This window comes from Enterobacter hormaechei subsp. xiangfangensis (genome assembly GCF_001729785.1).
In the GTDB taxonomy this organism is placed as follows: Bacteria; Pseudomonadota; Gammaproteobacteria; order Enterobacterales; family Enterobacteriaceae; genus Enterobacter; species Enterobacter hormaechei_C.
In genome coordinates, this window is the sequence record NZ_CP017183.1 from 158,355 (window position 1) to 172,010 (window position 13,656).

The 13,656-nt window shown below is 55.1% G+C and carries 11 protein-coding genes; 9 read left to right on the top strand and 2 right to left on the bottom strand.

Annotated elements, in window-relative coordinates:
• The first annotated feature begins 84 nt into the window (after positions 1–84).
• Positions 85–2,109: a DNA helicase Rep gene (gene rep / locus BFV63_RS00785; RefSeq protein ID WP_048241564.1), complete on the top strand. Its 2,025-nt coding sequence runs from the start codon at positions 85–87 to the stop codon at positions 2,107–2,109.
• 50 nt (positions 2,110–2,159) lie between these two features.
• Here rep and gppA read toward each other — a convergent pair whose 3' ends face one another.
• Complete coding sequence (gene gppA, locus BFV63_RS00790) at positions 2,160–3,644, bottom strand: guanosine-5'-triphosphate,3'-diphosphate diphosphatase (protein ID WP_032661064.1); 1,485 nt, start codon at positions 3,642–3,644, stop codon at positions 2,160–2,162.
• A gap of 6 nt (positions 3,645–3,650) precedes the next feature.
• Positions 3,651–4,919 (bottom strand): ATP-dependent RNA helicase RhlB, encoded by a 1,269-nt coding sequence (rhlB, locus tag BFV63_RS00795; protein ID WP_003860827.1) that lies wholly within the window; start codon positions 4,917–4,919, stop codon positions 3,651–3,653.
• A gap of 144 nt (positions 4,920–5,063) precedes the next feature.
• Here rhlB and trxA point away from each other — a divergent pair, with 144 nt between their 5' ends.
• The 8 genes from trxA (at position 5,064) to rffA (ending at position 13,655) form a co-directional block, all read left to right on the top strand.
• Positions 5,064–5,393 (top strand): thioredoxin TrxA, encoded by a 330-nt coding sequence (trxA, locus tag BFV63_RS00800; protein WP_006812392.1) that lies wholly within the window; start codon positions 5,064–5,066, stop codon positions 5,391–5,393.
• Positions 5,394–5,734: 341 nt separating this feature from the next.
• Positions 5,735–6,994 carry a transcription termination factor Rho gene (gene rho, locus BFV63_RS00805; protein WP_001054528.1) on the top strand — a complete coding sequence of 420 codons (1,260 nt, stop codon included), beginning with the start codon at positions 5,735–5,737 and terminating at the stop codon, positions 6,992–6,994.
• 242 nt (positions 6,995–7,236) lie between these two features.
• Positions 7,237–8,340, top strand: coding sequence for a UDP-N-acetylglucosamine--undecaprenyl-phosphate N-acetylglucosaminephosphotransferase (wecA, locus tag BFV63_RS00810; protein WP_001050933.1), 1,104 nt, complete (start codon positions 7,237–7,239; stop codon positions 8,338–8,340).
• A 13-nt stretch (positions 8,341–8,353) separates the two neighbouring features.
• The gene (gene wzzE, locus BFV63_RS00815) at positions 8,354–9,400 is read left to right on the top strand and encodes an ECA polysaccharide chain length modulation protein (protein WP_017383601.1); all 1,047 of its coding nucleotides are present in this window, start codon (positions 8,354–8,356) and stop codon (positions 9,398–9,400) included.
• A gap of 56 nt (positions 9,401–9,456) precedes the next feature.
• Complete coding sequence (wecB, locus tag BFV63_RS00820; protein WP_032608211.1) at positions 9,457–10,587, top strand: non-hydrolyzing UDP-N-acetylglucosamine 2-epimerase; 1,131 nt, start codon at positions 9,457–9,459, stop codon at positions 10,585–10,587.
• A complete protein-coding gene (gene wecC, locus BFV63_RS00825; RefSeq protein WP_048209856.1) occupies positions 10,584–11,846 on the top strand; it encodes a UDP-N-acetyl-D-mannosamine dehydrogenase in 1,263 nt (420 codons plus the stop codon). Before wecB ends, wecC begins: the two co-directional genes overlap by 4 nt.
• A complete protein-coding gene (gene rffC, locus BFV63_RS00830; RefSeq protein WP_022650165.1) occupies positions 11,843–12,520 on the top strand; it encodes a dTDP-4-amino-4,6-dideoxy-D-galactose acyltransferase in 678 nt (225 codons plus the stop codon). The genes wecC and rffC overlap by 4 nt, the downstream gene beginning before the upstream one ends.
• 4 nt (positions 12,521–12,524) lie before the next feature.
• Positions 12,525–13,655: a dTDP-4-amino-4,6-dideoxygalactose transaminase gene (rffA, locus tag BFV63_RS00835; protein WP_032608214.1), complete on the top strand. Its 1,131-nt coding sequence runs from the start codon at positions 12,525–12,527 to the stop codon at positions 13,653–13,655.
• The last annotated feature ends 1 nt before the right edge of the window (position 13,656 follow it).

The following is a 13,656-nucleotide window of genomic DNA, read 5'->3' on the forward strand; positions in this document are numbered from 1 at the left end:
ATCGTGCCTTGAGTCAACGAGTTTACGGTCGGTATACTACCACGCGTTTTTCCTCCTCTCCCGACTTTCATTGAGTGATCATTTATGCGTTTAAACCCCGGACAACAACAAGCTGTCGAATTCGTCACCGGACCCTGCCTGGTGCTGGCGGGAGCGGGATCCGGTAAAACACGCGTGATCACCAACAAAATCGCCCATTTAATTCGGGGTTGTGGATACCAGGCGCGCCATATCGCGGCGGTCACCTTTACCAACAAAGCGGCGCGTGAGATGAAAGAGCGCGTCGGCCAGACGCTGGGCCGTAAAGAGGCGCGCGGGCTGATGATCTCCACCTTCCACACGCTGGGTCTGGATATTATCAAGCGCGAATACGCGGCGCTGAGCATGAAGTCCAACTTTTCTCTCTTTGATGACACCGACCAGGTGGCGCTGCTTAAAGAGCTAACGGAAGGGCTGATCGAAGATGACAAAGTGCTGTTGCAACAGCTGATCTCGACGATCTCGAACTGGAAAAACGATCTGATGACGCCGGCCCAGGCAGCGGCAAGTGCCAAAGGCGAGCGCGACCGCATCTTTGCCCACTGCTACGGTCTGTACGACGCGCATATGAAAGCCTGTAACGTCCTGGATTTCGACGATCTGATCCTTCTGCCGACGCTGCTGCTTCAGCGGAATGAAGAGGTGCGCGAGCGCTGGCAGAACAAAATTCGTTACCTGCTGGTGGATGAATACCAGGATACCAACACCAGCCAGTACGAGCTGGTAAAGCTGCTGGTAGGACAGCGCGCGCGTTTTACCGTTGTAGGCGATGACGATCAGTCGATTTACTCCTGGCGTGGCGCACGTCCGCAAAACCTGGTGCTGCTGAGCAAAGACTTCCCGGCGTTGCAGGTGATTAAACTGGAGCAGAACTACCGTTCTTCCGGGCGTATCCTGAAGGCGGCGAACATCCTGATTGCCAACAACCCGCACGTCTTTGAGAAGCGCCTGTTCTCTGAACTGGGTTACGGGACCGAGCTGAAAGTGCTCAGCGCCAATAACGAAGAGCACGAAGCGGAGCGCGTAACCGGCGAGCTGATTGCCCATCACTTCGTCAACAAAACTGAATACAAGGATTACGCGATCCTCTATCGCGGTAACCACCAGTCGCGCGTCTTTGAAAAGATGCTGATGCAGAACCGCATCCCCTACAAAATCTCCGGCGGTACGTCGTTCTTTTCGCGTCCGGAAATCAAGGATCTGCTGGCCTATCTGCGCGTGCTGACCAACCCGGATGACGACAGCGCTTTCCTGCGCATTGTAAATACGCCGAAGCGCGAGATTGGCTCTGCGACGCTACAAAAGCTGGGTGAATGGGCGATGACCCGCAACAAAAGCCTGTTCACCGCCAGCTTCGATATGGGGCTGAGCCAGACCCTGACCGGGCGCGGCTATGAGGCCTTAACCCGCTTTACCCACTGGCTGGGTGAGGTGCAGCGTCTGGCTGAGCGCGAGCCTGTGGCGGCAGTACGCGATCTGATCCACGGCATTGATTACGAATCCTGGTTGTATGAAACCTCCGCCAGCCCGAAAGCGGCAGAGATGCGCATGAAAAACGTTAACCAGCTCTTCAGCTGGATGACCGAAATGCTTGAAGGATCTGAGATTGACGAGCCCATGACCCTGACGCAGGTGGTCACCCGCTTCACGCTGCGCGATATGATGGAGCGCGGGGAAAGCGAAGAAGAGGCCGATCAGGTTCAGCTGATGACGTTACATGCCTCGAAAGGGCTGGAGTTCCCTTATGTCTATCTGGTGGGGATGGAAGAGGGCCTATTGCCGCACCAGAGCAGCATTGATGAAGATAACGTCGACGAAGAGCGCCGTCTGGCCTACGTTGGGATCACCCGTGCGCAGAAAGAGCTGACGTTTACGCTGTGCAAAGAGCGCCGTCAGTATGGTGAGCTGGTGCGCCCGGAGCCGAGCCGTTTTCTGCTGGAGTTGCCTCAGGACGATCTTATCTGGGAGCAGGAGCGTAAAGTCATTACCGCTGAAGAGCGTATGCATAAAGGGCAGGCAAACGTGGCAAACATTCGCGCGATGCTGGCAAAAGCCAAAGAGAAGGGATAACTATTTGTAGGCCGGGTAAGGCGAAGCCGCCACCCGGCACGCTTCAAGGGTCACTTCACATCAAGCGCCCAGTGCACATAGCTCTGCCACTGGTACTCCTGCTCAATCAGTTCCGCCCCAAGGGGATGATCCTCAAGCCAGTTTTCCGGTAGCGTCAGCGTCAGTTTCTCCTCGTCTGCCGCCAGCGTAATGGCTGGCAGCAAATCATCTCGACGCCGACTGGCAAACAAGATCGCCAGCCGAAGCAGACGACACAGATGCTCCGCCACGCGCGGCGGCACAGCGTTCTGCTGGTGAAGGGAAGAGAGATCGACGGCGTTAGTCTGATTCAGCAGCAGGGTGGCCAGCAGCTTCTTCTGGGCGGGCGTATAACCCGGCAAATCGAGATTACGCACCAGCCAGGCCGCGTGCAGCGGTGCCTGCTTGTACTCCACGCTGAGACCAATTTCATGTAGCGCACAGGCGCTTAGCAACAGATCGCGGCTTAACGGTTCAATATCCCAGCTTTTTTTCACCTGATCGGCAAACTGTGACGCCAGTTGACTCACTCTCTGCGCCTGGTCGGTATCCACAATAAAGCGGCGTTGAACGTTACGCAGCGTACGGCTACGGATGTCCTGATCGACCGACTGGTGCAGCATTCCGTAGACCAGACCTTCACGCAGCGCACCGCCTGCCAGGGTCATACACTGGATATTAAGCTCGGTGAAAATGGCGATTAGAATGGCGAGCCCACTGGGGAAAACCAGCGCGCGTTCAAGCGTCAGCCCTTCTATTTCAAGCTCTTCCAGACGACCACACTGGATGGCGCGCTGTTTAAGCTGCTGGAGTTTGGCAAGCGTGATCCGCTCGTCCATCCCCTGTGCCATCATGATTTCCTGCAACGCCTGCACGGTTCCGGACGCGCCGACACACACTTTCCAGCCGTGATAGCGCAGTTCGTCCATGACCGGGCGCAGGACCGCACGCGCCGCGTTTTCCGCCTCGTCAAAATTCTCTTTGGCAAGGTTTCGATCGGTAAAGTAGCGTTCCAGCCAGGTCACACAGCCCATTGACAGGCTGAAGAGCGACGTCGCCTGCGCGCCTGTGCCCGTGACCAGTTCGGTACTGGCGCCACCGATATCGACCACCAGACGACGATCGTCGCCGCCGGTCGTATGCGCCACACCCTGATAAATCAGACGCGCTTCTTCTTCACCGCTGATGACCTGCACCGGACAGCCCAGAATTTCCTGTGCTCTGGCAATGAAATCGCCAGCGTTAACCGCCAGACGTAGGGTCGCCGTGGCAACAACGCGAATTTGACTGAGCGGGATATCCTGTAAACGTTCTGCAAACAGACGCAGACACTGCCAGCCACGTTCCATGGCTTCCGGGGAGAGATGATTATCGCTGCTCAGGCCCGCCGCGAGGCGGACCTTGCGCTTAATGCGCGTCAGCGTTTGTATGCTTCCCGCCACCTCGCGCACAACCAGCATATGAAAACTATTCGAACCGAGATCAATTGCCGCATAAAGCGAGGTGGAGCTGAGCATATTTTCTTAACCTGAACGACGACGATTACGCGGTGCACCGCCGGAACGACGCGGGCCATTGCCGGAGCGTGGACGTGTAAGGCGCTTAGGTGGCGGCAACTCGCTTAACAGCGCTTCCGGATTGTATTTGCTCTGTGGAATAGAGTGACCGATGTAGGTCTCAATGGCCGGAAGGTTCAGCGCATACTCTTCACACGCAAGGCTGATGGAGTGACCGCTTGCGCCTGCACGACCAGTACGACCGATACGGTGTACATAGTCTTCACAGTCATCTGGCAGGTCATAGTTAAAGACGTGCGTCACGGCTGGAATGTGCAGGCCACGGGCCGCCACGTCGGTCGCGACCAGAATATCAAGGTCGCCACGAGTAAATTCGTCGAGAATGCGCAGGCGTTTTTTCTGCGCCACGTCGCCGGTCAGCAGACCCACACGGTGACCATCTGCCGCCAGGTGTCCCCAGATATCTTCACAGCGGTGTTTGGTGTTCGCGAAGATAATCGCGCGATCCGGCCACTCTTCTTCGATCAGGGTTTGCAACAGGCGCATTTTCTCTTCATTAGAAGGATAAAAAAGCTCTTCTTTAATGCGGTGCCCGGTTTTCTGCTCCGGTTCTACTTCCACATATTCCGCGTTGTTCATCTGCTCGAATGCGAGTTCACGTACGCGGTATGACAGGGTTGCGGAGAACAGCATGTTCAGACGCTGGTTTGCCGCAGGCATACGGCGGAACAGCCAGCGGATGTCTTTAATGAAGCCCAGATCGTACATGCGGTCTGCTTCATCCAGCACCACGACCTGGATTGCGCCGAGGTTGATATGGTTCTGTTTGGCGTAGTCGATAAGACGGCCGGTGGTCCCAATCAGGATATCGACGCCGCTTTCCAGCACTTTCAGCTGTTTATCGTAGCCGTCGCCGCCATAGGCCAGGCCAAGTTTCAGGCCGGTGGCTTGCGCCAGGGGCTCAGCGTCTGCGTGGATCTGTACCGCCAGTTCTCGCGTCGGGGCCATAATTAGCGCGCGCGGCTGGTTAACTTTGCGGTCTGCAATCGCTGGGTGAGAAAGTAAATAATGAAACGTTGACGTTAAAAACGCCATCGTTTTGCCAGTACCGGTTTGCGCCTGCCCTGCAACATCGCGACCGGCCAGCGTCAGCGGCAGGGCGAGAGCCTGAATGGGCGTGCAGTTATGAAACCCTTTAGTTTCAAGGGCTTCGATCACCTTTGGGTGCAGGGCGAAGTCGGAAAACTTCTGTTCTGTTAAATGTGTTTTGCTCATAGTGTGGTAGAATATCAGCTTACTATTGCTTTACGAAAGCGTATCCGGTGAAATAAAGTCAACCTTTAGTTGGTTAATGCGACATCAACACGTCGTTGGTGGAGACAAAACCAACGTACCAGGCTTATTCCTGTGGAGTTATATATGAGCGATAAAATTATTCACCTGACTGACGACAGTTTTGACACGGACGTACTTAAAGCTGACGGGCTGATCCTCGTTGATTTCTGGGCTGAATGGTGTGGTCCTTGCAAAATGATCGCTCCGATTCTGGATGAAATCGCTGACGAATATCAGGGCAAACTGACCGTTGCCAAGCTGAACATCGACCAGAACCCGGGCACCGCGCCAAAATACGGTATCCGTGGCATCCCGACCCTGCTGCTGTTCAAGAACGGTGACGTGGCAGCGACCAAAGTGGGCGCACTGTCCAAAGGTCAACTGAAAGAGTTCCTGGACGCTAACCTGGCGTAAGGTTTCTCAGCTGAGCGTCCAGAGCGCCTAATTAACGGCGAGATCTGGACGCCCGGCTTTAGTCGTGCTAAGTTAGCTATGACTACGTTTTAAACATATCTTGTTGTTTGAATCTTGTTTTACCCGATACTTCCCGTTGTTAACATAAACAGTGCGTGAAGTTGCTAGATTCCGGGCTTGTCACTCAATCCGTCTTGTCGTTTCAGTTCTGCGTTCTTTCCCTGTGACCAGACAGCGAACAGACATGAGGTGATGGCCGCTAAACAGGCATGGATGACCCTGCCATACCATTCACAACATTAAGTTCGAGAATCACCCCGAGTTTAAGAACCCACACCATTATGAATCTTACCGAATTAAAGAATACGCCGGTTTCTGAGCTGATCACTCTCGGCGAAAATATGGGACTGGAAAACCAGGCTCGTATGCGCAAGCAGGACATCATTTTCGCCATCCTGAAGCAGCACGCTAAGAGTGGCGAAGATATCTTTGGCGACGGTGTGCTGGAGATACTGCAAGACGGATTTGGTTTCCTCCGCTCCGCAGACAGCTCCTACCTCGCCGGCCCTGACGACATCTACGTATCCCCTAGCCAAATCCGCCGTTTCAACCTCCGCACTGGTGACACCATTTCAGGTAAGATTCGTCCTCCAAAAGAGGGTGAACGCTACTTTGCGCTGTTGAAGGTTAACGAAGTTAACTACGACAAACCGGAAAACTCCCGCAATAAGATCCTGTTCGAGAACTTAACGCCGCTGCACGCGAACTCTCGCCTGCGCATGGAGCGTGGTAACGGGTCTACTGAAGACTTAACCGCGCGTGTGCTGGATCTGGCATCGCCAATTGGTCGTGGCCAGCGTGGTCTGATTGTAGCGCCGCCAAAAGCCGGTAAAACCATGCTGCTGCAAAACATCGCGCAGAGCATTGCTTACAACCACCCAGACTGTGTGCTGATGGTGCTGCTGATTGACGAACGTCCGGAAGAAGTGACCGAGATGCAGCGTCTGGTGAAAGGGGAAGTGGTTGCGTCTACCTTCGACGAGCCTGCTTCCCGCCACGTTCAGGTTGCGGAAATGGTTATCGAGAAGGCGAAACGCCTGGTTGAGCACAAGAAAGATGTGATCATCCTGCTCGACTCCATCACCCGTCTGGCGCGTGCCTACAACACCGTGGTGCCGGCTTCCGGTAAAGTACTGACCGGTGGTGTGGATGCCAACGCCCTGCATCGTCCGAAGCGTTTCTTCGGTGCGGCGCGTAACGTGGAAGAGGGCGGTAGCCTGACCATTATCGCGACGGCGCTGATCGATACCGGCTCCAAAATGGACGAAGTTATCTACGAAGAGTTCAAAGGTACAGGCAACATGGAACTGCACCTTTCTCGTAAAATCGCAGAAAAACGCGTCTTCCCGGCGATCGACTACAACCGTTCCGGTACCCGTAAAGAAGAGCTGCTTACCACTCAGGAAGAGCTTCAGAAAATGTGGATCCTGCGCAAAATCATCCATCCAATGGGCGAAATCGACGCAATGGAATTCCTCATCAACAAACTGGCGATGACCAAAACGAACGACGATTTCTTCGACATGATGAAACGCTCGTAACGCAAATAATCCCAGTAAACGCCACGTTTTTACGTGGCGTTTTTTATTTATGGACTATACGCTATTACCACACACTCCCAATTTTGACCTGTCGGTGCGACAATAAGAATGTTTGCACAGTCAAAGAAATAATTGATTGAAAAACATACAAAGAGAGTTGTGAGAAGCCATCTTTAATCCTTCTGAGGCAGTGGCTTCATGGTTATACTTCCGGGACTAACATTTGTTGAGAGCAATCCATTGTGAATCTACTCACTGCAGTAACTGAGCTGATCAGTATTTTTTTATTCACAACCTGTTTTTTGTTCATTGCGCGCAAGGTAGCAAAAAGAATTGGGTTAGTGGACAAACCGAACTTCCGTAAACGTCATCAGGGGCTTATTCCGCTGGTGGGCGGCATTTCGGTATACGCAGGCATCTGTTTCACATTCGGGATCGCGGATTATTATATCCCCCATGCCGCACTCTATCTGGCATGTGCCGGTGTGCTGGTACTGGTCGGCGCCCTTGATGATCGTTTTGATATCAGCGTGAAGTTCCGCGCGACGGTACAGGCGGCCATTGGCATCATTATGATGGTGGTAGGCGGCCTCTATCTCAGAAGCCTGGGCTACGTGTTTGGTCCCTGGGAGCTGGTGCTTGGGCCATTCGGCTTCTTCCTGACGCTGTTTGCCGTGTGGGCGGCTATCAACGCCTTTAACATGGTTGACGGTATCGACGGTCTGCTTGGTGGGCTGTCCTCTGTTTCGTTTGGCGCGATCGGCATCATCTTATGGTTTGACGGCCAGTACAGCCTGTCAATGTGGTGCTTTGCTATGATTGCCGCCATCCTGCCATACATCTGCCTGAACCTGGGTGTGTTAGGGCGTCGCTATAAAGTCTTTATGGGCGATGCGGGCAGTACCCTGATTGGCTTTACGGTTATCTGGGTCCTGCTGGAAACCACGCAGGGTAAAACGCACCCTATCAGCCCGGTAACGGCCCTCTGGATTATCGCCATCCCGCTGATGGACATGGTCGCTATTATGTACCGCCGTCTGCGTAAAGGGATGAGCCCGTTTTCTCCCGATCGGCAGCATATTCACCACCTGATTATGCGCGCCGGCTTCACGTCTCGTCAGGCATTTGTGTTGATTACGCTTGCGGCTGCTATTCTGGCTGCGATTGGCGTTGCCGCGGAATACGCACATTTCATTCCTGAATGGGTAATGTTGGTATTATTCTTGCTAGCATTTTTCATGTACGGTTACTGCATCAAGCGTGCATGGAAAGTCGCGCGTTTTATTAAACGTTTAAAACGCAGGATGCGTCGGAACAGTGGCAAAAACACAACATTAACTAAGTAAAACCGGGACTATGATGACTCAACCGTTGGCGGGAGCGAAATCAGTGGGCACTGAGAACGAGCTGGATATTCGTGGTTTGTTTCGCGTGTTATGGCAGGGCAAACTGTGGATTGTAGGGATTGCCCTGGGGTTCGCGCTGTTAGCGCTTGCTTACACCTTCTTTGCAAAACAAGAGTGGAGCGCCACGGCGATCACAGACCGACCAACGGTGAATATGCTTGGAGGCTACTACTCCCAGCAGCAATTCCTGCGTAATCTTGATATCAAGGCCAATCTGGCGACCCCGGATCAGGCCTCGGTGATGGATGAATCCTACAAAGAGTTTGTGATGCAGCTGGCGTCGTGGGATACACGTCGCGATTTCTGGTCCCAGACGGACTACTACAAGCAGCGCATGGTCGGTAACAGCAAAGCGGATGCCGCGCTGCTGGATGATCTGATTAATAACATTCAGTTTATGCCTGGCGATGTGCTTCGTAACGTTAGCGACAGCGTGAAGCTGATTGCGGAAACGGCGCCGGACGCCAATAACCTGTTGCGTCAGTACGTTGCTTTTGCCAGCCAGCGCGCGGCCAGTCATTTGAATGACGAGCTAAAAGGCGCCTGGGCTGCGCGCACTATCCAGATGAAAGCGCAGGTCAAACGTCAGGAAGAGGTCGCTAAGGCCATCTTCGCCCGTCGCGTGCATAATCTTGAGCAGGCGCTGAAGATTGCGGAACAGCACAATATTTCCCGTAGCGAAACGGATGTTCCGGCGGACGAACTCCCGGATTCAGAAATGTTCCTTCTTGGTCGCCCAATGCTTCAGGCTCGTCTGGAAAATATCCAGGCCGTTGGCCCTGACTTTGACCTTGATTACGACCAAAATCGCGCCATGCTCAATACGCTCAACGTCGGTCCAACGCTGGACCCGCGTTTTCAGACCTATCGTTATTTAAGAACGCCTGAAGAGCCTGTAAAACGCGATAGTCCGCGTCGCGCATTCCTGATGATCATGTGGGGGATTGTGGGCGCACTGACTGGCGCTGGCGTAGCGTTATTGCGTCGCCGCACAAACTAAGAACGCCGTCTACGATGAAGGCTGTGACCTTCATCGTCTAATCGAAGAGAATCGATGTGAAAGTACTAACCGTATTTGGCACCAGGCCGGAGGCCATCAAGATGGCGCCTCTGGTTCATGCGCTGGCCAGAGATCCTGATATTGAAGCGAAAGTGTGCGTGACTGCCCAGCACCGTGAGATGCTCGATCAGGTCTTAACCCTCTTTTCTATCGTCCCGGATTACGATCTCAATATAATGAAACCGGGACAGGGACTGACGGAAATCACCTGCCGTATTCTGCAAGAATTAAAGCCTATTCTGGAGTCGTTCAGGCCGGATGTAGTGCTGGTGCACGGCGACACCACCACTACCGTGGCAACCAGCCTGGCCGCGTTCTATCAGCGTATCCCCGTTGGTCATATTGAAGCGGGTCTGCGTACCGGCAATCTCTATTCCCCGTGGCCGGAAGAGGCCAACCGTACGCTCACCGGTCACCTGGCGATGTACCATTTTGCGCCAACCGAGAACTCACGCCAAAACCTGCTGCGCGAAAATATCAGCGACAGCAAGATCTTCGTCACCGGCAATACGGTCATTGATGCGCTGATTTGGGTGCGTGACCGCGTGCTGGCTAACAGCGAGCTTCAGGCAGAACTTGCTGCGCGCTATCCGTTCCTGAACAACGGCAAGAAAACGATTCTGGTGACGGGCCACCGCCGCGAAAGCTTTGGCCGTGGCTTTGAGCAAATCTGCCACGCGCTGGCTGAAATCGCCGCGCAGAACGAGGATGTGCAGATTGTCTATCCGGTGCACCTCAACCCGAACGTCAGCGAACCGGTCAACCGTATCCTGGGTCACGTGGAAAACGTGCTCCTGATCGAGCCGCAGGACTATCTGCCATTTGTCTGGCTGATGAACCACGCCTGGCTGATCCTGACCGATTCTGGCGGCATTCAGGAAGAGGCGCCCTCCCTCGGTAAGCCGGTACTGGTGATGCGTGAAACCACCGAACGCCCGGAAGCGGTTACTGCCGGTACCGTGCGTCTGGTGGGAACGGATCCGCGTCGTATTGTCGAAGAGGTCACGCGCTTACTGCATGACGATGAAGAGTATCAGGCGATGAGCCGGGCCCACAATCCGTACGGTGACGGGCAGGCTTGTGGTCGTATTTTGCACGCACTTAAACACAATCGGGTAACGCTATGAGTTTTACTACCATCTCTGTTGTTGGTCTTGGCTATATCGGGCTGCCTACTGCGGCGGCCTTTGCCTCTCGTCAAAAGCAGGTCGTTGGCGTAGATATCAACGCGCACGCGGTGGAAACCATCAACCGTGGCGAAATTCATATCGTGGAGCCCGATCTCGATCGCGTGGTGAAAAAGGCGGTGGACGGTGGCTTCCTGCGCGCCAGCACCACGCCGGTAGAAGCCGATGCGTACCTGATTGCGGTTCCAACGCCCTTTAAAGGCGATCATGAGCCTGACATGGTTTACGTCGAGGCGGCGGCAAAATCCATTGCGCCTGTGCTGAAGAAAGGGGCGCTGGTTATCCTTGAGTCCACTTCACCTGTTGGGGCAACCGAGCAGATGGCACAGTGGCTGGCCGAGGCGCGTCCCGATCTTAGCTTCCCCCAGCAGGTGGGCGACCAGGCCGATATCAATATCGCCTACTGCCCTGAGCGCGTACTGCCAGGCCAGGTGATGGTGGAACTGATTAAAAATGACCGCGTGATTGGCGGCATGACGCCAGTCTGCTCCGCGCGCGCCAGCGAGCTGTATAAAATTTTCCTTGAAGGCGAATGTGTGGTGACCAACTCCCGCACCGCCGAGATGTGCAAACTGACCGAAAACAGTTTCCGCGACGTTAACATCGCGTTTGCGAATGAACTGTCGTTGATTTGCGCCGATCAGGGGATTAACGTCTGGGAACTTATTCGCCTTGCCAACCGTCACCCCCGCGTGAACATCCTTCAGCCGGGGCCGGGCGTGGGTGGGCACTGCATCGCGGTCGATCCGTGGTTTATCGTGGCGCAAAATCCGGAACAGGCACGCCTGATTCGCACCGCGCGCGAAGTAAACGACCATAAACCGCACTGGGTTATCAACCAGGTCAAAGCCACGGTCGCGGATTGCCTGGCCGACAGCGGCAAACGCGCCAGTGAGCTGAAAATTGCCTGCTTTGGTCTGGCATTCAAACCGAATATTGACGATCTGCGCGAAAGCCCGGCGATGGAAATTGCCGAAATGATCGCTGCCTGGCACAGCGGTGAAACGCTGGTGGTTGAGCCGAATATTCATGCGTTGCCGGCAAAACTTGCCGGTCACTGCACCCTTACCGCCCTGGATGACGCGCTGGCGACGGCGGATGTGCTGGTGCTGCTGGTGGATCACAATGCGTTTAAAGCGGTTTCCGGTGATGCCGTATGTCAGCAGTATGTTGTTGATACCAAAGGCGTGTGGCGTTGAGTATCCTCAACGGCGTGCTGGAGTCTCTTGAGTGGGAAAGCGCATTTTTTGCGCGTCCCTCAGCGATAGTGCGTCTGCGCGACAATGCCCCTGCGTTGCAGGATGCAGACTTCAGCGCCTGGCAGCGCGTACAGGCTAAGATCCCGGCGGACCGCGCCGATCTGCTGGACGCCCTCCAGCAGCACGGATTCCGGCTGGTCGAGGGCGAGGTTGATCTCTCTGTTACCGTGGCTCGCTACGCCTCACCGGGCGCGGAAATTGCAACGGAGCAGGATATCCCCACGCTGCGCAAGATGGCGGCGCTGGCCTTCGCTCAGAGCCGTTTCCGGGCGCCCTGGTATGCGCCCGATGACAGCGGTCGCTTTTATGCTCAGTGGATAGAGAATGCGGTCAAAGGCACGTTTGACCACGTATGTCTGGTGTTCCGTACTGACGGGGGACAGATTCAGGGTTTTGTTTCGCTTCGCAGGCTCACCGAGCACGAGGCGCGCATCGGACTGTTAGCCGGGCGCGGCATGGGCGAGAAACTCATGCAGGCGGCGCTGCACTGGGCGGAGCAACAACAGGTATCGACGCTGCGGGTCGCAACCCAGATGGGCAACACCGCTGCGCTTAAACGTTATATTGCGAGTGGTGCCAGCATCGACGCCACCGCCTACTGGTTATACAGGTGACAAGATGATTCCATTTAACGCGCCTCCCGTTGTGGGCACTGAACTTGATTACATGCAGTCGGCTATGGGCAGCGGCAAGCTCTGTGGCGACGGCGGTTTTACCCGCCGCTGCCAGCAGTGGATGGAGCAACGTTTTCACAGTGCCAAGGTGCTGCTGACGCCGTCCTGTACCGCATCGCTCGAGATGGCGGCGCTGCTGCTGGATATCCAGCCTGGCGATGAAGTGATCATGCCGAGCTACACCTTCGTCTCCACGGCGAACGCGTTTGTCCTGCGCGGGGCGAAAATCGTGTTTGTGGATATCCGTCCGGATACCATGAACATCGACGAAACGCTGATTGAAGCGGCGATCACTGACAAAACGCGGGCGATTGTGCCGGTGCATTACGCGGGCGTGGCCTGTGAGATGGACACCATCATGGCCATCGCCAAAAAGCACAACCTGTTTGTGGTGGAAGACGCCGCGCAGGGCGTGATGTCCACCTACAAAGGGCGCGCGCTGGGCACCATCGGTCATATCGGCTGCTTTAGCTTCCACGAAACCAAAAACTACACCGCAGGCGGCGAAGGCGGCGCGACGCTGATTAACGATCGTGCCCTGGTGGAGCGTGCGGAAGTGATCCGTGAAAAAGGGACCAACCGCAGCCAGTTCTTCCGCGGTCAGGTGGATAAGTACACCTGGCGCGATATCGGCTCAAGCTACCTGATGGCGGATTTGCAGGCCGCGTATCTCTGGGCGCAGCTGGAAGCGGCAGAGCGAATCAATCTGCAACGCCTCTCCCTGTGGCAAACCTACTACGACGCGCTGGAGCCGCTGGCAAAAGCCGGACGTATTGAACTGCCGACTATTCCGGCAGACTGTATCCACAACGCTCACATGTTCTACATCAAGCTGCGCGATAACGACGATCGCAGCAAGCTGATTGCCTGGCTGAAAGAGGCGGAAATTATGGCGGTATTCCACTATATTCCGCTGCACTCCAGCCCGGCTGGCGAAGCCTTCGGGATGTTTGCCGGTGAAGACCGCTACACCACCAAAGAGAGCGAACGTCTGCTCCGCCTGCCCCTGTTCTACAACCTCGCGCCGGTGAACCAGCGTACGGTGATCAATTCGCTTCTGAGTTATTTCGCCTGAT

Coding starts and splice junctions, on each gene's coding strand:
- rffA (WP_032608214.1), top strand. CDS start 12,525: ATGATTCCATTTAACGCGCCTCCCGTTGTGGGCACTGAACTTGATTAC.
- wzzE (WP_017383601.1), top strand. CDS start 8,354: ATGACTCAACCGTTGGCGGGAGCGAAATCAGTGGGCACTGAGAACGAG.
- rho (WP_001054528.1), top strand. CDS start 5,735: ATGAATCTTACCGAATTAAAGAATACGCCGGTTTCTGAGCTGATCACT.
- trxA (WP_006812392.1), top strand. CDS start 5,064: ATGAGCGATAAAATTATTCACCTGACTGACGACAGTTTTGACACGGAC.
- wecC (WP_048209856.1), top strand. CDS start 10,584: ATGAGTTTTACTACCATCTCTGTTGTTGGTCTTGGCTATATCGGGCTG.
- gppA (WP_032661064.1), bottom strand. CDS start 3,644: ATGCTCAGCTCCACCTCGCTTTATGCGGCAATTGATCTCGGTTCGAAT.
- rep (WP_048241564.1), top strand. CDS start 85: ATGCGTTTAAACCCCGGACAACAACAAGCTGTCGAATTCGTCACCGGA.
- rhlB (WP_003860827.1), bottom strand. CDS start 4,919: ATGAGCAAAACACATTTAACAGAACAGAAGTTTTCCGACTTCGCCCTG.